The following is a 21,828-nucleotide window of genomic DNA, read 5'->3' as shown; positions in this document are numbered from 1 at the left end:
GCGCCTTCCGCGGGCGGCGGGGCCCGGCGGGTGGCGCGCCCCGTGCGGTGCCGATCCGCTTGCCCTTCCTGTGCGGCCGAGGGGGCCTGTACGGGGCACGCTCGTGCAGGCCGCACAGGAGGGGCGGGGCCGTGCGGGCAGGTGGTGAAGCTTCGAACTCCGTTGTCAGTGCCCCCTCATAGGGTGGAAGCACTACTCGGGGAGCGTCGGAGAAGGAGCAGAAACGTGTCCGCCAACAAGATCCAGCACAAGGTGAACCACGTCGCGCTGGTAGTGGACTGTTCGGGTTCCATGCATCAGCACCAGAGTCAGCTCATCCGCGTCGTTGACGAGTTCGTGGCGGGCCTGAAGGCGGAGTCGGACAGCCTCGGCCATGAGACACGGATCAGCCTCTACTCCTTCGACCACAAGGTGGAGAACCTGGTCTGGGACATGGACGTGAAGCATCTGCCGTCCATGCGTGGCCTGTACAGGGTCAAGAACGGCGCCACGGCCCTCATCGAGGCGTCCCTGAAGTCCCTGGACGACCTGGGCCACATCTGGGAGGAGTACGGCGAGCACAGCTTCCTCCAGATCGTGGTGACGGACGGTGAGGAGAACGCCTCGGGTGGCGACAGGCGTCACGACGGCGACATGACCATCCTCGGCCCCTGGCTCGACAAGATCGCGGCGAAGATGGGCGGGCTTCCCGGCCACTGGACTTCCGCGATCCTCGTTCCCAACTCCCTGGCGAAGCGAACCGCCCAGAACTACGGCTTCCCGGCCGGAAACATCGCCATCTGGGACGCCGATTCCCGGGAGGGCGTCGAGGAGGCGATCGGCACCGTGCGCGCTGCCGCGACCAGCTTCCTCCGGGGTCGCGAGCAGGGCGTGCGCGGCACGAAGAACCTGTTCGCCGTCGGTCAGGACATATCGGTTGACGACGTGCGGGCGAACCTCGAGCCGATTCCGGCCGACAAGTACCGTCTGCTGAAGGTCGACAAGGAGGTCGAGATCCGTCCCTTCGTCGATTCGCATCCGGGTGTGACGTATGAACGCGGTGCGTGCTACTACCAGTTGGGTACCCGTGCCCAGGTGCAGCCGAACAAGGAAGTCATCGTCGTCGAGAAGGACACCGATCGCGCGTACACGGGTGACGCCGCGCGCAGCCTTCTGTTCGGTACGGGCATCCAGGGGACCGTCTCCGTGAAGGCGGGGAACAATCCCCAGCTGGAGGTGTACGTGCAGAGCCGATCGGTGAATCGGAAGCTCAAGCCGAAGACCCGTCTGCTCATCATGCTCTGAGGGCGGAAGGGGTCTGTGCCGGGGTACCCCGAAGGATGACGACGCCCGTGAACGCCCCCTGCGAACGAGGCCCCGGCCCGCTCGTGGCAGGACCGTCGGCAGGCCTCCTTTCCCGCCGGACTGCGCGGCGCGGGGCAGGCCGGTATCGACGGGGCCCTGCTCGACGCCTGTACCGCCGGGTGCGTATCCGTCTGGACGGACGACGACGGTTCCCCCGGCAGCGGCGCACGCAGCACTGCGGTCCGCGTCGAGAAGCTGGAACAGGTGCAAGGTGCTGTCACTGCTCGGCGTGACACAGGAATGCTGCCGCGCCATGCCGGCGCCGGCGCAGGCCGGCCCGACCTGTCCCAGGTGCATCTCACCGAGCCGCCGCACGAGCGAGGGCCTGCCCGGTGAGGCGTCCAACGCCCGGTTCGTGGCGGTGAGCCGCGAAGGCGCACCCCACCTGCCTGCAGCGACAAGCGTTCCTTGGTCGTCATGCTCCCCATGCAAGCCGATGTCCGCAGAGACCGCGAACGACGGCGCGACCCCTGTGGATAACTTCATCCACAGGGGTCGCGCGATTCGGCGGCCCGCGGGACCGTCGTGCCATGAACAAGCACCACGAAACCACCGGGCCGTCCGGCGAGCAGCAGATCACCCTGCGCAGTCCCGCCGAACTGGCCGACGCCCTGCCCTACCTGATGGGCTTTCACCCCGACGACAGCATCGTCATGGTGGCCCTCCACGGGGGCCGAGGCCGGTTCGGCGGTCGGCTCAGGCTGGGTATCCCGCCATCCGCTCAGGAGTGGGCGCCGGTCGCGGACCAGCTCGCGACGTGCCTGGTCGCCGGCAGTGAGCGGCGGGAGGCGCGCCCCGATGCGATCGTTGTCTTCCTCTGTCAGGACCCGGCGGAGGGGGAGAGCGCCCACCAGGCCATGGAGCGGCTACGGCCTCTCGCGCAGCGTCTGCGCACGGCCTGCGGGGCCCTGGACGTCCCCGTCCTGGAAGCCCTCTGCATCTCCGACGGCCGCTACTGGTCGTACTGCTGCCCTGATGACCGCTGTTGCCCGCCCGAGGGCAATCCGCTGGCCCTTCCCGGCACGACGGTGATGGCGGCGGCGGCCGCCTACGCGGGCATCCAGGTGCGGGGGTCCCTGCGGGACATGGAGCGGCGGCTCATGCCCTCCGGCTCCGTGTCGGCAGCGGAGCAGGAGCGCGCGCTGGACTCGGCGGGGGCCGTCCTCGTCTCGCAGATCCTCGACCCCAGGGGCCGGGGCGCCGTCGCGGCCCGGACGCTGGCTCTCGCACGTGAGCTCATGCAGCGGCTCGGACGGGCGCCGGCCGTGGCGCCGGCCGAGGCGGATCGGCGCGACGACCGTCTGGTCGAGGTGGAGGAGGCCGCCGCTGTGATCCTCGGTCTGCAGGACCGGGAGACCAGGGACAGGGCCGCGGAGTGGATGGAGGGCCGCGAGGCCGAAACGGCACTGCGCCTGTGGCGGGCGCTGGCCCGCCGCTGTGTCGGGCCGTACGTGGAGCACTCCGCCGCGCCGCTCACGCTGGCGGGCTGGGTCTCCTGGTCCACGGGCGACGAGGCGGGCGCACGCGTGGCGCTCGGGCTCGCCCTGCGGGCCGACCCCGACTACACGTTCGCACAGCTGCTGCACCAGGCCTGCAACGAAGGCCTCGATCCGGAGACGCTGCGCCGCTGTCTGCGTGAGGAGAGCAACCTGCGCGCCGGGCGCGGCCGCCCCGGCGCGTGCGACGGACAGGACGCGCGGCACACGGCGGCGGGACGCCCCCGGCCCGGGCCCGGGAGCACGTCGGGCGCGCACCGCGGGCTTGGGACCGGTTCGCGACCCGGCACCGCCGCCCGGCCGGCCTCGGCCGCGGTGCGCCGCCGGGCCCGTGACGGCCGGCGGCAGGGGCGGCGGGGAGCCAGGAGCGGCCGTTGACGGACCGCTCCCTGTCCCGGGCGCGGAGGGCCGGGCTCGAGGCGGCGGCGCCGAGGCGCCGGGGACGGGGTGACAACACCGCGAAGGGAGTGTTTATCGTCAGGCAGACGACTAAGATCTCGGCATGCCGCCCTACGACCCGTCGACCTTCCCGCCCTTCGCCGTCACCGTCGACCTGGTTGTGCTCACGGTGCGCCGTCACGCACTCTGCGCCCTGGTGGTGCGCCGTGGTGAGCCACCGTTCCAGGGGAGGTGGGCGCTGCCGGGCGGATTCGTCAGGGCCGACGAGGACCTCGGTGCCGCGGCAGCGCGTGAGCTCGTGGAGGAGACGGGACTCTGTGCCCACGACCCGTCCACCCCCTCCGTCGGGAACGGCGCTCACCTCGAGCAGCTGGCCACCTACGGGGATCCGGGGCGCGACCCCCGGATGCGGGTCGTCAGTGTCGCGCACCTCGCCCTGGCGCCGGATCTCCCCGCGCCGCGCGCGGGCGGTGACGCGAACAGCGCGCGTTGGGCACCCGTCGACGACCTGCTCGGTTTCGACGGAGGCTTCGCCCGGGACGGGGAGCAGCCCGCGCCGCTGGCCTTCGACCATGCGCGGATCCTGGCCGACGGGGTGGAGCGGGCACGATCCAAGATCGAGTACTCCTCTCTGGCCACGGCGTTCTGCCCGCCCGAGTTCACGGTCGGCGAGCTGCGCCGGGTCTACGAGGCGGTGTGGGGCGTCGTCCTGGATCCCCGCAACTTCCATCGCAAGGTCACCGGCACACCCGGCTTCCTGGTGCCGTCCGGAGGGACGACCACACGGCAGGGAGGGCGCCCCGCGCAGCTCTTCCGGGCGGGGGCGGCCACCGTACTCAATCCGCCGATGCTGAGGCCCGAAGTCTGAGGGAGTCCGATCCCCGACGTGCGCGCTGTTCGTGCCGGCGGAACGCGCAACGCGATCCCGTTGCCGCAAAAGTCTTAAATGTCGCGTTATCTTGCTGAGGAACTTACCCTGCCGCCGAGCGGTCACCCTCCGCGAGAGAAGCGATGCTCCAGGCCATCGGACTCACCAGCGCCCCCCGCCGCGACCTCCCTCCCGTCGTGGACGACCTGACCTTCGAAGCCCAGCCCGGCCGCGTCACCGCGCTCCTCGGCGCCCCGGGTTCCGGCAAGACCACTGCCCTCCGTCTCATGCTCGAGCTCGAATCCGGGCGCGGCGTCGCCTACTTCCGCGGCCGGCCGCTGCACCGCATCCGCCATCCCGCCCGCGAGGTGGGGGTGCTGCTCGGCGACGTACCGGGCCACCCCGCGCGCACCGCCCGCGGTCAGTTGCGCATGCTCTGCGCCGCCGCGGGAGTGCCCGCGTCGCGCGCCGACGAACTGCTGGAGGTCGTCGGTCTCGCCGGGCTCGGGGACCAGCGCATCGCCACGCTCTCGGCCGGTATGGACCGTCGGCTCGGCCTCGCCTCCGCCCTGCTCGGCGATCCGCACACGCTCGTCCTCGACGAACCCGCCCGGGGTCTCTCGCCACGGGAGAGGAGCTGGCTGTACGGCTTGCTGCGCGCGCACGCCGCCGAGGGCGGCACCGTCCTGCACGCCACCGACGATCCGAAGGAGGCCGCGCGCACGGCCGACCGGGTGGTCACCATCGACGAAGGCCGTCTCGTCGCCGACCAGGACGTCGCCGCCTTCTCCCGCACACGCCTGCGCCCCAGGGTCGCCGTACGGACTCCGCAGGCCGCGCGGCTGGCCGCCGTGGTGAGCCGCGAGGCGCGCGCCGCCCGGCGCTCCGTGGAGGTGGTGGCCGAGGACAGCAGCCGGCTGTCCGTGTACGGCAGCAGCTGCGCGGAGATCGGTGACACGGCGTACCGGCACGGCGTGCCCGTGCACCAACTCGCCGACGAGACGGGCGACGCCGGTCCGCTCGCCGCCGCGGACGGCCCGGGCAGCCGCCCACCGGTACCGAAGCCGGCTTCGGCCGTCGCCGTGTCCGAGCTGCCCCCGCCCATCACCGTGCGGCCCGCCCGCGGTCCGCTGCGCCCCCTGCGCTACGAACTGCGCCGCCTCTTCGGGGTGAGGACAACCGCCCTGATCATGACGGCTGTTCTCGTCGCCTCGGTGGGGCTCTCCGTCCCACTGGCCCGCTCGGGCCGCGCGTCCCTCCCTGAGTTGCTGGTGGCCTGGCCCGATCTGCTGCCCCTGCCCCCCGCCGCGTTCGGAGCCGGTCTGCTGGGCGCCCTCGCCTTCGGGGACGAGTTCCGCCACCCGGCGCTCGCCGCGGGGCGGGGCACGGTCCCCCGACGCCTGGGGCTCCTGTTCGCCAAGCTGGTCGTCTCCGCCGGCGTGGGGCTGTTGCTTGCCGTGCTGTCGGTGCTGGCGAACGTCGAGGCGCTGCGCCTCGTGTACGGCGGCGACTTGGTGAAGGTTCCCGACAACGCCGCATGGCTTGCCGCGAGTTGGGTGGGGCTGTCGATCGGCTGCGCCTGGGCGGGGCTGCTGGCGGCCGGCGTCTTCCGGCTGACGGCCGCGGGCGTCGCCGCGGTACTGGCCGTACCCGTCCTCGTCGTTCCTCTGGTGCAGAAGCTTCTCGCGGAGCCGTCCGTCCGTTCGATCGCCGGGCTCCCCGGCCGGCTCCGTGAACTCTCCTGGCTCCAGTGGCCGTATCAGGTGGACCGCTGGGTCATGGCCGCTGTGCGGGTCGTGACACAACCGGTGGGCCTGGCGCTCTCCTTGTCGTTGTCGGCCCTGATCTGCGCTTATGCGTTCACCAGCCTCCGGGGGAGAGCGCGTTGGTGATCGCGGCGCCGGTAGGGGACGACGTCTGGGAGTAACTCCACTGAAAACATGCTATTTCCTCCCAAAGCGCGTCAATTGAGAGGCGGGTGCCGATCACCCTTTCGTGTGCTTTTCACCAAAGACCTCAAGGGCCGGCCGAGCCAGGCCGACAAAGGATGCGTGAGTACCCTTGCGCACACCATGATGACCGCCGCCCACTCCGCCGACTCCGGCATGGCCGACCCGGGCGAACTCGATCGCTATCCCTACACGGAGGCGCCGGCGGGCGAGCGTGCCGCCCTGCGTCCTTGGGGTGGTGGCGAATCCGATCTCGGGCGGCCCGGCCGGCGCGGCACGGCCAGTCGCGGCCGTGGACTCCACGGCCAACTGGTCCAGCAGCTCGGTCAGATGATCGTTTCCGGTGACCTCGGCGCCGACCGGCCGCTCGTTCCGGAGGAGATCGGTCAGCGCTTCGAGGTCTCCCGCACCGTTGTGAGGGAGTCCTTGCGCGTTCTTGAAGCCAAGGGCCTGGTCAGCGCCCGACCCAACGTGGGCACCCGGGTGCGGCCGGTCAGTGACTGGAACCTGCTGGATCCCGACATCATCGAATGGAGGGCCTTCGGTCCGCAGCGTGACGACCAGCGCCGTGAGCTGGTCGAACTCCGGTGGACGATCGAGCCGCTCGCCGCCCGGCTGGCCGCCGGTCATGGGCGGGAGGACATTCAGCAGCGCCTCGGCGAGATGATCGAGATCATGGGGCACGCGATGGGGCAGGGGGACACGATCACGTTCTCCCGCGCCGACGCGGAGTTCCACTCCCTGCTCATCCAGGCGGCAGGGAACCGCATGCTCGAACACCTTTCCGGCATCGTATCGGCGGCTCTGCACGTGTCCGGCGCACCCGTCACGGGCTGTGACCGCCCCGCCGAGGCGTCCCTCGGCCACCATGCCCGGATCGTGGCAGCCGTCGTTGCGGGGGATTCCGCCGGAGCCGAGGCGGCGATGCGCCAGCTGCTCGTGGGCCACCTCGAGGTGGAGCGAGTGGTTCCGGCGCCCCGCGAGCACTGAGCGCAACGCCACCGGGGTGTGCGGACCATGTGCCGCCGGGCCCGTCCGGCCCGGCGGCATACTTGTACGTATATATGGCTTCTGGTTCCGTATGCCGCATGTGGGGTGTGACTGGGGCCACGCGAATTGGGCGTAACACTCCTCGAAACAGTTGCGATGACCTAAGAGGTGACCGCCGCGGAAGGAATACAGCAGCCACACAGTGCGCTGTGCAGTTCCGAGGCCAAGCCCGCGCCGTCGGCGACATCCCCAGCCGCCGGTCGTCGGTTCCAGCCCTCCAGGGCGGGACCGGAAGCCGTTTCCATCGTTCCGAGAGGTTGTTCGTGTCGGCCAGCACATCCCGTACGCTCCCGCCGGAGATCGCCGAGTCCGAATCTGTGATGGCGCTCATCGAGCGGGGAAAGGCTGATGGGCAGATCGCCGGCGATGACGTGCGTCGGGCCTTCGAGGCTGACCAGATTCCGCCAACCCAGTGGAAGAACGTTCTGCGCAGCCTCAACCAGATCCTCGAGGAAGAGGGTGTGACGCTGATGGTCAGTGCCGCGGAGTCGCCGAAGCGCGCCCGCAAGAGCGTCGCAGCGAAGAGCCCGGTCAAGCGCACCGCCAGCAAGACCGTCGCGGCCAAGACGACCGTGACACGGACCGTCGCGGCCACTGCCGCCCCGGCGGCCGAGAGCGCGGACGCGGCGGCGGACGACGCTGTCGTGGCCGCTCCCGCGAAGAAGACCGCAGCCAAGAAGACAGTCGCCAAGAAGGCCGCCGCGAAGAAGACCGTGGCGAAGAAGGCCACGGCCAAGAAGGCCGGCAAGCAGGACGACGAGCTCCTCGACGGTGACGAGGCGCCCGAAGAGGTCAAGGCCGGCAAGGGCGAGGAAGAGGAGGGCGAGGGCGAGAACAAGGGCTTCGTCCTCTCCGACGACGACGAGGACGACGCGCCTGCGCAGCAGGTCGCCGTCGCCGGCGCCACGGCCGACCCGGTCAAGGACTACCTCAAGCAGATCGGCAAGGTCCCCCTCCTCAACGCCGAGCAGGAGGTCGAGCTCGCCAAGCGCATCGAGGCCGGGCTGTTCGCCGAGGACAAGCTCGCCAATGCGGACAAGCTCGCGCCGAAGCTCAAGCGTGAACTGGAGATCATCGCCGAGGACGGCCGCCGGGCCAAGAACCACCTGCTGGAGGCCAACCTCCGTCTCGTGGTCTCGCTGGCCAAGCGTTACACCGGCCGCGGCATGCTCTTCCTGGACCTGATCCAGGAGGGCAACCTCGGTCTCATCCGCGCGGTGGAGAAGTTCGACTACACCAAGGGCTACAAGTTCTCGACGTACGCCACCTGGTGGATCCGGCAGGCGATCACCCGCGCCATGGCCGACCAGGCCCGCACCATCCGTATCCCGGTGCACATGGTCGAGGTCATCAACAAGCTCGCGCGAGTGCAGCGTCAGATGCTCCAGGACCTGGGCCGCGAGCCCACCCCGGAGGAGCTGGCCAAGGAGCTCGACATGACCCCTGAGAAGGTCATCGAGGTCCAGAAGTACGGCCGCGAGCCGATCTCCCTCCACACCCCGCTGGGCGAGGACGGAGACAGTGAGTTCGGAGACCTGATCGAGGACTCCGAAGCTGTCGTCCCGGCCGACGCGGTCAGCTTCACCCTGCTCCAGGAACAGCTCCACTCCGTCCTGGACACGCTCTCCGAGCGGGAGGCGGGCGTGGTGTCGATGCGCTTCGGTCTCACCGACGGTCAGCCGAAGACGCTGGACGAGATCGGCAAGGTCTACGGCGTGACGCGTGAGCGCATCCGGCAGATCGAGTCCAAGACGATGTCCAAGCTGCGTCACCCGTCGCGCTCGCAGGTGCTGCGCGACTACCTCGACTAGGCGGCGGACAGGGATACGACCGGGGCCCCGGACCTTTCACAGGTCCGGGGCCCCGATCCGTCGCGGGTGCGGGTGCGGGCCCTTCCCGGACGGCTGACGCTGAGTGGGCACCGTTCACCTCGGCGTCAGGAGATCCCATGCCCCGCGTTTGCCGTCCGTGTTCTCACCGTGACCCTCGCGCTCGTGGCCGCCACGGCCGCGATACCGCTCGGCCCCCCGCTCCCGGCCGCCGCGGACAGCATCGTTGTCGGTGGTCGTCCCGTTCCGGTGGCGGCCAGCCCCTGGGCCGTGGCTCTGGCCAGCCGTGACCGGTTCGGGGGAACCCGCGCTGGCCAGTTCTGCGGGGGCGTGGCGGTCGGACCGGCCAAGGTGCTGACGGCCGCGCACTGCCTGCGGCAGGACGTCCTGGGCTCCGACGTCTCGGAGGTGACCGATCTGCGGGTCATCGCGGGCCGGGACGAGCTCAGCGGTCCCGGCGGCCAGGAGATCCCGGTGCGGTCCGCCTGGATCAATCCCGCCTACGACTCCGCGACGAACGTCGCCGACCTCGCCGTCCTCACCCTGTCGCACGCGCTGCCGGCCGGCAGCGCCATCCCGATGGCAGCGGCAGGGGACACCGCCTACGAGCCGGGGACCGCCGCGACGGTGTACGGCTGGGGGGACACCACCGGATTCGGCGCCTACGCGTCGGCGCTCCACGCCGCCGACGTGGACGTGCTGCCGGACAGTGACTGCTCCCGCGCCTATCCCGGCGGCGTGAAGGGCGCCTACGACGCCTCGTCGATGCTCTGCGCCGGGAAAGCCGCAGGAGGGCGGGACGCGTGCCAGGGGGACAGCGGAGGCCCGCTGGTGGCCCGTGGGCGGCTCGTCGGCCTCGTCTCGTGGGGGAACGGCTGTGGAAGCCCTGCCGCCCCAGGCGTCTATACGCGCGTCTCGGCGGCGATCCGGTGGATGGCCGGCCAGGGCTGAGCCAGGGCCGGAGCGCTCGGCGCACACGAGAACGGGCGGCCCTCCCCGTGGGGAGACCGCCCGTCGGCCGGTCCTGGACCGAGCCCTGGCTCGTCGTGGATGCGAGGTGTCAGTGTTCCTCGTCGGCGGCACCGGCCTGCACGGCAGTGAGCCGATCCGTCTCATCCTGTATTTCCGCGGCGATCTTCTTGAGTTCCGGCTCGAACTTGCGTCCGTGATGGGCGCAGAAGAGCAGTTCACCGCCACTGATCAGGACGACGCGCAGATAGGCCTGGGCGCCGCAACGGTCACAGCGGTCTGCTGCGGTCAGCGGGCTCGCGGGGGTCAGAACAGTAGTCACGTCGCCTCTTCTCTAGCTCGACGAGCTGTCGTACCAGGGTCAACATCCAACCAGGCCGAAAACGTTCCCGCTCGTGGCTTTTATTCGAAACTTCTTCTCAGGATGGCTGTCTGTTGCCGGTTGGCGGCGAATGTGCCGTATTGCGTAGCGCTACGGTTTCGCGTTGCTTGTGTGGGACTTGCTTCCAGGGAGGGGGCCGTCCGCCGGCTGGCTTGCCGGTTGTTCATGAGGACGTGCCCGGAGCCTAAATGGTTCATGCGTCGAAGGGAACGTGATGTGCACGTCACTCCAAGGGATGATCGAACGCCCATACGAAGCTGGACTAGCATAAGGATTCCCCCTGGGTGGCGTTGCAACCGCTCTACCAGGCCTCGATAGGCTCTCAGCGGCCACCGAGGCCGAGCCCGCCACCCACCGGGCCCCACTTGAAATTCAGCGAGGAGCGAACCGCGTGACCGCCGATTCCGTGCCGTCCACTGCGCTGCTGACCGGAGCAGGCGGCTCAGACAGGGACAGCTCCAACTACACCGCGCGGCACCTCCTCGTTCTCGAGGGGCTCGAAGCGGTCCGTAAGCGCCCCGGGATGTACATCGGGTCCACGGACAGCCGGGGCCTCATGCACTGCCTCTGGGAGATCATCGACAACTCCGTCGACGAAGCTCTCGGCGGCTACTGCGACGCCATCGAGGTGATCCTCCACGACGACTCCTCCGTCGAGGTCCGCGACAACGGCCGGGGCATCCCGGTCGACGTCGAGCCCAAGACGGGCCTCTCGGGTATCGAGGTCGTCATGACCAAGCTCCACGCGGGCGGCAAGTTCGGTGGCGGCTCCTACGCGGCGTCGGGCGGCCTCCACGGCGTCGGCGCCTCGGTCGTGAACGCGCTCTCCGCGCGGCTGGACGTCGAGGTGGACCGCAACAGCTCCACCCACTCGATCAGTTTCCGCCGCGGTGTCCCGGGCATGTTCACGGAGCAGGGGCCGGACAGCCCCTTCGATCCGGCCAACGGCCTGCGCAAGGGCAAGAGGGTCCCCAAGACGCGCACGGGTACCCGCGTGCGGTACTGGGCGGATCGGCAGATCTTCCTCAAGGACGCCAAGCTCAACCTGGAGACGCTGTACCAGCGCGCCCGCCAGACCGCCTTCCTCGTGCCCGGCCTCACCATCGTCGTGCGCGACGAGCGCGGCATCGACGGCGAGGGCAAGACCGAGGAGACCTTCCGCTTCGACGGAGGCATCAGCGAGTTCTGCGAGTACCTCGCACAGGACAAGGCCGTCTGCGACGTCCAGCGGCTGACCGGGACGGGGACCTTCAAGGAGACCGTGCCGGTCCTGGACGACCGTGGCCACATGACGGCGACCGAGGTCACCCGCGAACTGGGCGTCGACATCGCGTTGCGCTGGGGCACCGGATACGACACGACGGTCAGGTCCTTCGTCAACATCATCGCCACCCCCAAGGGGGGCACCCATGTGTCCGGCTTCGAGCGCTCCCTCACCAAGACCGTCAACGAGGCCCTGCGCTCCGCCAAGCTGCTCCGCGTCGCGGAGGACGACATCGTCAAGGACGACGCCCTAGAAGGCCTCACCGCGGTCGTGACCGTACGGCTGGCGGAGCCGCAGTTCGAGGGCCAGACCAAGGAGGTCCTGGGGACGTCGGCGGCCAACCGCATCGTGGCCAACGTGGTCGCCAAGGAGCTGAAGGCGTTCCTGACCTCCACCAAGCGTGATGCCAAGGCCCAGGCCAGGGCCGTACTGGACAAGGCGGTCGCCGCTGCCCGCACCCGGATCGCGGCCCGCCAGCACAAGGACGCCCAGCGCCGCAAGACCGCGCTCGAGACCTCCTCGCTGCCCGCCAAGCTCGCGGACTGCCGCAGTGACGACGTGGAGCGCAGCGAGCTCTTCATCGTGGAGGGCGACTCGGCGCTCGGTACGGCGAAGCTGGCCCGGAACAGCGAGTTCCAGGCGCTGCTGCCGATCCGGGGCAAGATCCTCAACGTCCAGAAGGCCTCGGTCTCGGACATGCTCAAGAACGCCGAGTGCGGCGCGATCATCCAGGTCATAGGGGCAGGGTCCGGCCGGACCTTCGACATCGACGCCGCGCGGTACGGCAAGATCGTGCTGCTGGTGGACGCCGATGTGGACGGCGCGCACATCCGCATCCTGCTGCTGACGCTCTTCCAGCGGTACATGCGGCCGATGGTCGAGGCGGGGCGGGTCTTCGCCGCCGTGCCCCCCCTGCACCGCATCGAGCTCGTCCAGCCCAAGAAGGGTCAGGACAAGTACGTCTACACGTACTCCGACAACGAGCTGCGGCAGACCCTGCTGGAGTTCCAGCGGAAGAACATCCGGTTCAAGGACTCGATCCAGCGCTACAAGGGTCTGGGCGAGATGGACGCGGACCAGCTGGCGGAGACGACGATGGACCCGCGCCACCGCACCCTGCGGCGGATCAACATCGGTGACCTCGAATCCTCCGAGCAGGTCTTCGACCTGCTGATGGGCAACGAGGTCGCGCCCCGCAAGGAGTTCATCACGAGCTCGGCGGCCACGCTGGACCGTTCACGCATCGACGTCTGACGGTGTCCACCCGTGGGTGGAGACGCTTCCTCCACCCACGGCCGGCCCGTGAGCCGGCCCCCTGACCTCCGTGTTCCCGTGGCCTCGCCGGGCTTTCGCAGACGGGCATTTCGGAGAGCGCGCACTCGTACATCTCCCGGGCCACGGTGGAAGGCACATCGACGCCCTCTTCGCCGGGGAGGGAGCACGGGACACCGCACGAACCGTGCGCCATGCGCACGACCGGGGGCTCGCACAGCCACCCGAGGCATCCTTCACCTGAAATGGTGAAGCCCTCCGAATGAAGTGCCCGGGATCCGCCCGGTCTGCCCATTCTTGGCTACGCGGCCGGAAAGGCTCGTGGACAAGGGAGTTGTTCGGTGGACAAGGAAGCAGGGCCGGATACCGCAGTGATGCGGCTCGACGACCCCTGGTACGACGTGCCGGCCCCGGGGTGGGGTGAACCGGACGGCCCGGGGAACGTCTCGCCCGACGGCCGGCCCTGGCCGGCGGCGCAGCGCGGCCACAGCGCGGCCGACATCTATCTGGAGGTGCAGTGCAGCCCGGCGTTCCGTGAGGTGCGCCGTCGCTATCGGCGGTTCGTCGTACCGGCGGCACTCGCGTTCCTCCTCTGGTACCTCGCCTACGTCGTCGCGGCCACCACGGCACCCGGTCTGATGGCGCGTCCCGTCGCAGGCGCCCTCAACGTGGCGATGGTCGCGGGACTGGGACAGTTCCTCACGACCTTCCTGCTCACCTGGGCCTATGCGCGCCACGCCCGCCTGCACCGGGACCGGGCCGCTCTGGAACTGCGCTGGGACACCCAGGAGATGACGAGAGGGATCGACCGGTGAGAGGGGATCATCAGACGCTGGCGCTCCTCCTGTTCAGCGCGTTCATCGCCGTGACCCTCGGCATCACGACCTGGGTGAGCCGGAACAGGCAGGGCTCCGCCGAGGAGTTCTACGCCGGCGGGCGGCTGTTCTCACCCATGGAGAACGGATTCGCCATCGCGGGCGACTACATGTCCGCCGCCTCGTTCCTCGGCATCTCGGGGCTCATCGCGCTCTTCGGCTATGACGGCATGCTGTACTCGGTCGGCTTCCTCGTCGCCTGGCTCGTGGTCCTGCTCCTCGTGGCCGAGCTGGTCCGCAACTGCGGACGGTTCACGCTCGCCGATGTCGTCGCGGCACGCATGACGGAGCGCCCGGTACGCACCGCGGTGGGCACCTCGTCCGTCACCGTCTCCGTGCTGTACCTGGTGGCCCAGATGGTGGGTGCGGGCAGCCTGGTCGCGCTGCTGCTCGGAGGTACCGGTGACACGGCCAGGTCGTGGACCGTGGTCGGCGTCGGGGCGCTCATGGTGGTCTACGTGTCCCTCGGCGGTATGCGGGCCACCACGTGGATCCAGATCGTCAAGGCCGTCCTGCTGATGAGCGGCGCCGTCGCACTCACCGTGCTCGTCCTCGTACGGTTCCAGGGTGACGTCAACGCCCTCCTCAACTCCGCGGCCGGACGCAGCGGACACGGCGAGAAGTTCCTCTCCCCGGGGCTCCGGTACGGCGGGGGATGGACGGCGCGTCTGGACTTCATCAGTCTGGGGCTCGCGCTCGTGCTCGGCACGGCGGGTCTGCCGCACATCCTGTCGCGCTTCTACACCGTGCCCACGGCCAGGGCGGCCCGTCGCTCCGTCGTCTGGTCCATCGCGCTGATCGGCAGCTTCTACCTGATGACGATCGTGCTCGGGTTCGGAGCGGCCGCACTGGTCGGCTCCGCGGAGGTACGGGCGTCCAACGCCTCCGGGAACACGGCCGTTCCGCTCCTGGCACTCGAACTCGGAGGCGGTGAGGGATCCACGGGCGGAACGGTCCTGTTCGCCGTCGTCGCGGCCATCGCCTTCGCGACGATCCTCGCCGTCGTCGCGGGAATCACTCTCGCCTCATCCGCCTCCGTGGCCCACGACCTCTACGCCTCGTTGCGGCGCCCGGGGGCGAGGCAGCGCAGCGAGGTGGGTGTGGCGAAGGTGGCCGCCGCGGGCGTCGGAGCCGTCGCGATCGCCCTCGGGCTCCTCGCCCAGAACCTGAACGTCGCGTTCCTCGTGGGGCTCGCCTTCGCCGTGGCGGCGTCCGCCAACCTTCCCGTCCTGCTCTACTCGTTGTTCTGGCGCAACTTCACCACCCGGGGAGCGGTGTGGGCCGTCTACGGCGGTCTGATCCCCGCCGTCCTGCTCGTTCTGCTCTCACCGGTCGTCTCGGGCAGCCCGTCCGCCCTCTTCCCGGGCGTGGACTTCCAGCTGTTCCCTCTGGAGAACCCCGGGCTGGTGTCCATCCCGACGGGCTTCCTCGCCGGCTGGATCGGCACCGTCATGTCTCACGGAGCGCCCGACGCCGCCAAGCACGCCGAGACGGAGGTCCGGTCCCTCACGGGGGCAGGGGCGGCGTGAGCGCACCGCCGGGACGGCAGTCGCGGGAATCATGGCGGGGCGCCGCTCCGTGGACCCGGACCCCAGGGCGGGTCCGGGCCGCCGCGGGCAACCTCAGGAGCCCGTGGCCCAGGTGTAGCGGTGCTCCGGGCGACCGGTCTCGCCGTACCGCAGGGTCAGCCGCACCCGTCCGGTGCGTTCGAGCAGCTTCAGGTAGCGCTGGGCCGTTTGCCGGCTCATCCCGGCGCTCTCCGCGATCTCCTGGGCGGAGAGCGGTCCGCCGGCGGTGCGGAGGGCCTGGCGTACGAGCTCGGCGGTCGTCGTCGAGTGCCCCTTGGGCAGACTGGAGCCGGCCGTCGACGACCAGAGGGCACCGAACAGCCGGTCCACCTCCGGCTGCTCGGCCTCGCCACCGGTCTCGAAGGTGTGGCGCAGCGCCGCGTACGCCTCGAGCTTGGTACGGAGGCCCGCGTAGGCGAACGGCTTCACGAGGTACTGCAGCGCTCCATGGCGCATCGCCGCCTGCACGGTCGCGACGTCGCGAGCCGCCGTCACCATGATCACGTCGCTGGGATGGCCCGATCCCCGCAGCTCCCGCACCACTGCCAGGCCGTTGCGGTCCGGCAGGTAGTGGTCGAGCAGAAGCAGGTCGACGGGTACCTCGTCGATCCTGGCGAGGGCGTCGGCCGCGGAGTGGGCCACGGCGGCCACCCTGAAGCCGGGGACCTTGGTCACGTAGGCGGCGTTGATCTGCGCGACCCGGACGTCGTCGTCCACGACCAGCACCTCGATCACGGGGTGTCTCCTGACGTCGGCGGCCGCGGTGGTGCGGACGGGCTGTTCGGCGCTCCTGCTGACCGGGTGCGCGGCGTTTTCGCGGGCCGGGTGTTCGGCGTCCCGACGGGCCGGCCGGCCGGTGCTCCCGAGGGCGGCCCGCCGTCCGGTGATCCTGCGGATCCGCCGTCCGGGGACGGTTCGGCGAGTGCTTCCGGAAGGACGACGGTGAACACCGCTCCGCTCTGCGGTGCGCCCGATACGCAGACGCTGCCGCCCTGCCGCTCCGCGAGCCGCCGTACCAAGGGCAGCCCCAGGCCGCGCTTTCCGTGGGCAGGCAGGTCCTTGGTCGACCAGCCCTCGAGGAAGATCGATTCGTGGCGGCCGGCCGGTACGCCCGGGCCGCTGTCCTGCACCCGCAGCATCACGGTACGGCCTTCGGCCCGCAAGCCGACTTCGATCCGGGCGTCCGCCGTCCCCGCAGCGGCGTCCAGGGCGTTGTCGACCAGGTTGCCGACGACCGTGACGAGACCCCGCGGGTCCACCAGCCTGTCCGGCAGCAGGGTTCCCGGAGCCATGCGCAGCGCCACGCCACGCTCGGCAGCCACCGTCGCCTTGCCGACGAGCAGCGCCGCCAGCAGCGGATCGTGGACCTTCTCGGTGACCTGCTCCGCCGTCGCCCGGTGCACCCCCACCACCTCCGTGACGAACTCCATCGCGTCCGCGTGCATCTCCAGCTCCAACAGCCCCAGCAGGGTGTGCAGCCGGTTGGCGTGTTCGTGGTCCTGTGCGCGGAGCGCGTCGATGAGGCCGCGGGTGGAGTCCAGCTCGCGGCCGAGGTACTCGAGCTCCGTGCGGTCGCGCAGGGTCGCCACGGCTCCGCCGTCGTCGGTCGGCATCCGGTTGGCCAGCAGGACACGGCTGCCGCACACCGTGACGAGGTCGTCCCCGACGACACGGCCGGCCAGGACATCGGCGGTCCGGCCGGGCCCCAGGGCGTCGTCGAGCGGCGATCCGGACGCCTCGGGGCCCAGACCGAGCAGGCGCTGGGCCTCGTCGTTCAGCAGCCGGATGCGCCCCTCGCGGTCGAGCGCGACGACCCCCTCGCGGATGCTGTGGAGCATCGCCTCGCGCTCGGTCAGCAGTGCCGAGATGTCGGAGAACGCCAGGTCGTGGGTGCGACGCTGGAGGCGGCGGGAGATCAGGTACGCCGCCAGTGCCCCTACTGCCAGTGCGCCGCCCGCATAGGCGAGCAGGCCGGGGATCGCCGCGAGCAGCCGTGCGCGGACGCTGTCGTACGCGATGCCGACCGAGACGGCGCCGACGATCCGGCCCTCGTCGTCGCGCAGCGGTACCTTGCCCCGGGCCGAACGTCCCAGCGTGCCGCTGTCGATCTCCATGACGTCCCGGCCCGCGAGCGCCGTACTGGGATCGGTGGAGACCGTCTCACCGATCCGGGATGTGTCCGTGTGCGACCAGCGCACCCCACGCTTGTCCATGACCACCACGTACTCGGCACCGGTGGACCGTCTGATCCGCTCGGCCGCGTCCTGGACGACGCCGTCGGGGGCGGGGGCGGTGGTGAGCAGTGACCGGGCGATCTGCGGCTGCGCCGCCGTGCTCTGCGCGATCGCCAGGGCGCGGCGCATGGCCTGGTCGTCGAGCTGCGCGCTGAGCGGTGCCAGGAACAGGCCGGTGACCAGCACGGTGACGCCGGTGACGACGGACAACTGCATCAGCAGGACCTGGGAGAAGACCCGCCTCGGCCAGCCGAACCGGCGCGGTCCCCGGGAGGTGGTCGGTGGGGGGCTCATCGTACGAACGGTAAAGGGCCACCCCGCCCTTCCTGAAATTCCGGCCGACAGGCCCTCGCTGGCGACGAGGCCGGCGTGGTGCCCACGAGAAGAGCCCGGGCCGTGGCGGGGGAGGGGGCGGGTCAGGATCCGGGATCACCCTGCCGGGCGTCACACGACCCGTCCTCCTCACCGGAAACGCCTCGCCGCACACCTTGCCTGCCGGCGCCGCTTATGTGAGCGTTCCAGGGACTTCCGCCACAACGTAATCCCCTTGCGCTTCTTGCGCTAATCTTGCGTTCATGACGCGACGACTTGCTCAGGTTGCCCAGAAAGTAGGAGTCAGCGAGGCCACGGTCAGCCGGGTGCTGAACGGCAAGCCGGGCGTCTCGGACGCCACGCGGCAAGCTGTCCTCTCCGCCCTCGACGTCCTCGGCTACGAGCGGCCCACGCAGCTGCGCGGCGAGCGTGCCCGGCTGGTCGGACTGGTTCTGCCCGAACTGCAGAACCCGATCTTCCCGGCCTTCGCCGAAGTGGTCGGGGGCGCGCTCGCCCAGCAGGGACTGACCCCGGTGCTGTGCACGCAGACCAAGGGCGGTGTCTCCGAGGCCGACTACGTCGAGCTTCTCCTGCAGCAGCAGGTGTCCGGAGTCGTGTTCGCCGGTGGCCTGTACGCCCAGGCCGACGCCCCCCACGATCACTACAAGGTGCTCGCCGACCGCAAGATCCCGGTCGTCCTGATCAACGCGGCCATCGCCCACCTCGGATTTCCCGCCGTCTCGTGCGACGACTCGGTGGCTGTCGAGCAGGCCTGGCGCCACCTCGTCTCGCTGGGCCACGAACGGATCGGGTTCGTCCTCGGCCCGGCCGACCACGTGCCCTCGCAGCGCAAGCTCGCCGCCGCCCGCGCCCTGGCCGCCCGGTCCGGGGTCACCGTGCCGGACGAGTGGGTCGCCCGGGCCATGTTCTCGCTCGAGGGCGGTCAGGCCGCTGCCATGAGGCTGCTCGAGCAGGGCGTCACCGGCATCATCTGCGCCAGCGATCCACTCGCCCTGGGGGCGGTGCGCGCGGCGCGGCGCCGCGGGCAGTCCGTGCCCGCGGACGTCTCTGTGGTGGGCTACGACGACTCGGCGTTCATGAACTGCACCGAGCCGCCGCTGACCACGGTGCGCCAGCCCATCGAGGCCATGGGCCGGGCGGCGGTCGAGCTGCTCACGGTGCAGATCGGAGGGCGGGCGGTGCCGTCCGACGAGCTCCTCTTCGAACCGGAACTGGTGGTGCGCGGATCCACGGCCCAGCCGCCTCGCAATAATTCCCGCTGATTGTCAGTAATTTGCAGGAGGAGCCGACGGGGGCGGGGGCGAAGGCGCCGACGGCACCGGAGCCGGGGACGGCACCTGGGCGGATGGCGGCACCGGAGCGGACGGCGGGGCGGAAGGCGGCGCGACCGAGGGCGACGGTGACGACGGCGGCCACGGCAGGGGTGTGGGCAGCGGCTGGGGCGCCCGCGGCCCCACGTACTGACCGCGGGGCCGCATGCGCAGCGGCCGTTCCGCGTACTCCTCCAAGGCGTGGGCGATCCAGCCGGCCGTGCGGGACACCGCGAACACCGTCTCACCCGCCTCCGCCGGCATGCCGTACGCGACCGAGAGGACGGCCAGGGCCAGGTCGACGTTGGCGTGCAGCGGTGCGTGGCGGGCGGTCGTGGCGACCACGTCCCGGGCCGCGGCCAGCGCCGGGGCCGCCCGTGGTACCTCGGCCAGCAGCGTGAACAGCACCCGGGCCCGTGGGTCCTCGCCCGAGTAGAGGCGATGGCCGAGCCCCGGCACCCGGCGACCGGTGCGCAGATGACCGGCGACCACGGGGGCGGCGCTGCCCCGGTCCACGACCTCGGACAGCATGCGGTGCGCCAGTCCGCTCGCGGCCCCGTGCAGCGGCCCCTCCAGGACCCCCAGTCCGGCGGACACCACCGCGTACGGGTTCGCGTGGGCCGACGCGGCCACGCGTGCCGCCAGGGTCGAGGCCGCGAGATCGTGGTCGGCCAGCAGCGCGAGCGCCGTGTCCAGCACGGCCAGTGACGCGGGGTCCGCCGGCGTGTCCGCGAGGCGGGGCCACAGCTGACCGGCCAGGGAACCGCCGGCAGCGTCCTCCACGTCGGAGGCCTGCCCCGCGGTCACCGGGAGGGCGCCGACCAGAGTGGGGATGAGGCCGCGTGCGCTGCTGAGCACACCCTGGGGGGAGAGGTCGAACCGCAGCGGATCGACGGTGGCGGCGGCGGCGACGGCCGCCCGCAGCCGGTCCGTCGCACTGCTGTGCGAGGGCAGCGCGGCGGCCACCCGTCCGGCTGCCGCGAGTGATTCGGGCGGGGCGGTGAAGCGGGCGCCCGGACGGAGCTCCCCGGTCCAGATCCACTCGGCGACCTCCTCGTAGCCGTACCGGCGGGCGAGGTCGGTCGCGTCGACGCCGCGGTAGTAGTACCGGTCCGGCTCGATGAGTGTGATGCCGGTGCGGAAGACCAGGTCGCCGGCGGCGGCACGGGCCTCCCTGCGGCCCGTACGCCCGGCCAGCCGCTCCACCTCGGCGCGGCCGAAGGTCGACCCGCGCCCGCCGGGGGAGCGCCTGCTGCTGAGCTGTCCCCGGCTCACGTACGCGTACACCGTCTCGGGCTTCACTCCTAGGAGCTCGGCCGCCTCGCGAGTGGTGAGCCTGCGCTCCTCTCCCGCGTCCTCCGCGCCTGCGCCCTGGGCTGCCTCATGCGTCATGGCGCACACGGTATCCCCCCTTCCGCATCCGATCGAGGTTTCATATTGATTCAATCAATATTGACACCATACAAGTCAATCGCGGACAGTCGAATCAATGCGAAACCCGTCGGCGAATGAGAGACCGGACATGCCTGCCTTGAGTACCGAAGCCGCCCCGCTCGACGCACCCCGGGGCCTCGCCGGTGTGATCGTCACCGACACCGCGCTCGGCGACGTCCGCGGGCGTGAGGGCTTCTACCACTACCGGCACTATTCGGCGATCGAGCTGGCGGAGAGCCGCAGCTTCGAGGACGTCTGGTATCTGATGTTCCACGGCGAGCTGCCCGACCGGGCCGGAAGCGCCGAGTTCGCCGCCCGCACCGCGGCCCTGCGCCGTCTGCCCTTCGAGGTGCGCGACGCCCTGCCGGCCATCGCTCGCGCCGGAGCCGTCTCCGGGCCCCTGGCCGGCCTGCGCACCGCGCTCTCGCTGCTCGGCGCCTCGGCCGGATTCCGCCCGGTGTACGACATCGGTGCCGACCGCCGCCGCAGCGACGCGCTCACCGTCTGCGCGGCGGTACCCACCGTGCTGACCGCCCTGTACCGGCTCGGCCAGGGACTCCAGCCGGTCGAGCCGCGCGAGGACCTCCCGTTCGCCGCGAACTACCTGTACATGCTCACGGGGCAGGAACCGGACATCGCGCGGGCCGCGGCCGTCGAGCGCTACCTCATCGCCACCGTCGACCACGGCTTCAACGCCTCGACGTTCACCGCCCGGGTGGTCGCCTCCACCGGCGCGGACACGGCGGCCTGCCTGGTCGCCGCGGTCGGCGCGCTCTCCGGGCCCTTGCACGGCGGGGCGCCCAGCCGTGCACTGGACACCCTGGACGCCATCGGCACCCCGGACCGTATCGACGGCTGGATCCGTGAACAGGTGCTCGCCGGCGGCCGGATCATGGGGTTCGGGCACCCGGTCTACCGCACCGAGGATCCGCGTTCCCGCATGCTCCGCTCCATCGCCCAGGGCTTCGGCGGTCCGCTCGTCGACTTCGCCGTCGAGGTGGAGCGGCAGGTGGAGGCCATACTCGCCGAGCTCAAGCCGGGGCGTGAGCTCCACACCAACGTGGAGTTCTACGCCGGAGTCGTCATGGAGCTCTGCGGACTGCCCCGCGAGATGTTCACCCCCACCTTCTGCGCGGCGCGCGCGGTCGGCTGGAGCGCCAATATCCTGGAGCAGGCGGAGGACTCGAAGATCATCCGCCCGGCTGCCCGCTACGTGGGGCCGCCGCCCCCGCAGCCCGTACCCGCACCCTGA

Annotated in this window: 16 protein-coding genes; 12 read left to right on the top strand and 4 right to left on the bottom strand. The window is 70.8% G+C overall.

Annotated features, from left to right (window positions below; all coding sequences use genetic code 11):
- Nucleotides 1-225: 225 nt before the first annotated feature.
- The 7 genes from QFZ58_RS09885 (at nt 226) to QFZ58_RS09855 (ending at nt 9,886) form a co-directional block, all read left to right on the top strand.
- Nucleotides 226-1,284: a VWA domain-containing protein gene (locus tag QFZ58_RS09885; RefSeq protein WP_307124554.1), complete on the top strand. Its 1,059-nt coding sequence runs from the start codon at nt 226-228 to the stop codon at nt 1,282-1,284.
- 590 nt (nt 1,285-1,874) lie between these two features.
- Nucleotides 1,875-3,218, top strand: coding sequence for a DUF4192 domain-containing protein (locus tag QFZ58_RS09880; RefSeq protein ID WP_307124553.1), 1,344 nt, complete (start codon nt 1,875-1,877; stop codon nt 3,216-3,218).
- A 124-nt stretch (nt 3,219-3,342) separates the two neighbouring features.
- Complete coding sequence (locus QFZ58_RS09875) at nt 3,343-4,107, top strand: NUDIX domain-containing protein (RefSeq protein ID WP_307124552.1); 765 nt, start codon at nt 3,343-3,345, stop codon at nt 4,105-4,107.
- A gap of 143 nt (nt 4,108-4,250) precedes the next feature.
- Nucleotides 4,251-5,999: an ATP-binding cassette domain-containing protein gene (locus QFZ58_RS09870; RefSeq protein WP_307124551.1), complete on the top strand. Its 1,749-nt coding sequence runs from the start codon at nt 4,251-4,253 to the stop codon at nt 5,997-5,999.
- Nucleotides 6,000-6,179: 180 nt separating this feature from the next.
- Nucleotides 6,180-7,046, top strand: a complete 867-nt coding sequence (locus tag QFZ58_RS09865) for a FadR/GntR family transcriptional regulator (RefSeq protein ID WP_307128815.1) — start codon at nt 6,180-6,182, stop codon at nt 7,044-7,046.
- A 323-nt stretch (nt 7,047-7,369) separates the two neighbouring features.
- The gene (locus QFZ58_RS09860) at nt 7,370-8,917 is read left to right on the top strand and encodes an RNA polymerase sigma factor (RefSeq protein ID WP_307124550.1); all 1,548 of its coding nucleotides are present in this window, start codon (nt 7,370-7,372) and stop codon (nt 8,915-8,917) included.
- Nucleotides 8,918-9,049: 132 nt separating this feature from the next.
- Entirely contained in the window at nt 9,050-9,886 is an 837-nt protein-coding gene (locus QFZ58_RS09855) for a trypsin-like serine protease (protein ID WP_373428654.1), read from the top strand.
- Nucleotides 9,887-9,995: 109 nt separating this feature from the next.
- Here QFZ58_RS09855 and QFZ58_RS09850 read toward each other — a convergent pair whose 3' ends face one another.
- Nucleotides 9,996-10,226, bottom strand: coding sequence for a hypothetical protein (locus QFZ58_RS09850; RefSeq protein ID WP_069169156.1), 231 nt, complete (start codon nt 10,224-10,226; stop codon nt 9,996-9,998).
- A 451-nt stretch (nt 10,227-10,677) separates the two neighbouring features.
- Here QFZ58_RS09850 and QFZ58_RS09845 point away from each other — a divergent pair, with 451 nt between their 5' ends.
- The 3 genes from QFZ58_RS09845 to QFZ58_RS09835 all read left to right on the top strand — a co-directional run bounded on the left by QFZ58_RS09845 (nt 10,678) and on the right by QFZ58_RS09835 (nt 15,226).
- A complete protein-coding gene (locus QFZ58_RS09845; protein WP_307124548.1) occupies nt 10,678-12,804 on the top strand; it encodes a type IIA DNA topoisomerase subunit B in 2,127 nt (708 codons plus the stop codon).
- Between the two features lie 359 nt (nt 12,805-13,163).
- On the top strand, nt 13,164-13,637 hold the full coding sequence (locus tag QFZ58_RS09840) for a DUF485 domain-containing protein (RefSeq protein ID WP_373428539.1): 474 nt from the start codon (nt 13,164-13,166) through the stop codon (nt 13,635-13,637).
- Complete coding sequence (locus tag QFZ58_RS09835) at nt 13,634-15,226, top strand: cation acetate symporter (protein WP_307124547.1); 1,593 nt, start codon at nt 13,634-13,636, stop codon at nt 15,224-15,226. The genes QFZ58_RS09840 and QFZ58_RS09835 overlap by 4 nt, the downstream gene beginning before the upstream one ends.
- A gap of 93 nt (nt 15,227-15,319) precedes the next feature.
- On the opposite strand, the gene QFZ58_RS09830 is transcribed toward QFZ58_RS09835, so the two are convergent.
- Nucleotides 15,320-16,000, bottom strand: a complete 681-nt coding sequence (locus QFZ58_RS09830) for a response regulator (protein WP_307124546.1) — start codon at nt 15,998-16,000, stop codon at nt 15,320-15,322.
- Nucleotides 15,997-17,793: a sensor histidine kinase gene (locus QFZ58_RS09825; protein WP_307124545.1), complete on the bottom strand. Its 1,797-nt coding sequence runs from the start codon at nt 17,791-17,793 to the stop codon at nt 15,997-15,999. The genes QFZ58_RS09830 and QFZ58_RS09825 overlap by 4 nt, the downstream gene beginning before the upstream one ends.
- 281 nt (nt 17,794-18,074) lie before the next feature.
- Here QFZ58_RS09825 and QFZ58_RS09820 point away from each other — a divergent pair, with 281 nt between their 5' ends.
- Nucleotides 18,075-19,094: a LacI family DNA-binding transcriptional regulator gene (locus QFZ58_RS09820; RefSeq protein ID WP_307124544.1), complete on the top strand. Its 1,020-nt coding sequence runs from the start codon at nt 18,075-18,077 to the stop codon at nt 19,092-19,094.
- Between the two features lie 3 nt (nt 19,095-19,097).
- On the opposite strand, the gene QFZ58_RS09815 is transcribed toward QFZ58_RS09820, so the two are convergent.
- Nucleotides 19,098-20,534 carry a citrate/2-methylcitrate synthase gene (locus QFZ58_RS09815; RefSeq protein WP_307124543.1) on the bottom strand — a complete coding sequence of 479 codons (1,437 nt, stop codon included), beginning with the start codon at nt 20,532-20,534 and terminating at the stop codon, nt 19,098-19,100.
- 130 nt (nt 20,535-20,664) lie between these two features.
- On the opposite strand from QFZ58_RS09815, the gene QFZ58_RS09810 reads away from it, so the two are divergent.
- Complete coding sequence (locus QFZ58_RS09810) at nt 20,665-21,828, top strand: citrate synthase/methylcitrate synthase (RefSeq protein WP_307124542.1); 1,164 nt, start codon at nt 20,665-20,667, stop codon at nt 21,826-21,828.

The sequence above is a fragment of the Streptomyces sp. B1I3 genome (assembly GCF_030816615.1).
Classification (GTDB): domain Bacteria; phylum Actinomycetota; class Actinomycetes; order Streptomycetales; family Streptomycetaceae; genus Streptomyces.
This window is presented reverse-complemented; position numbering and strand designations above follow the sequence as displayed.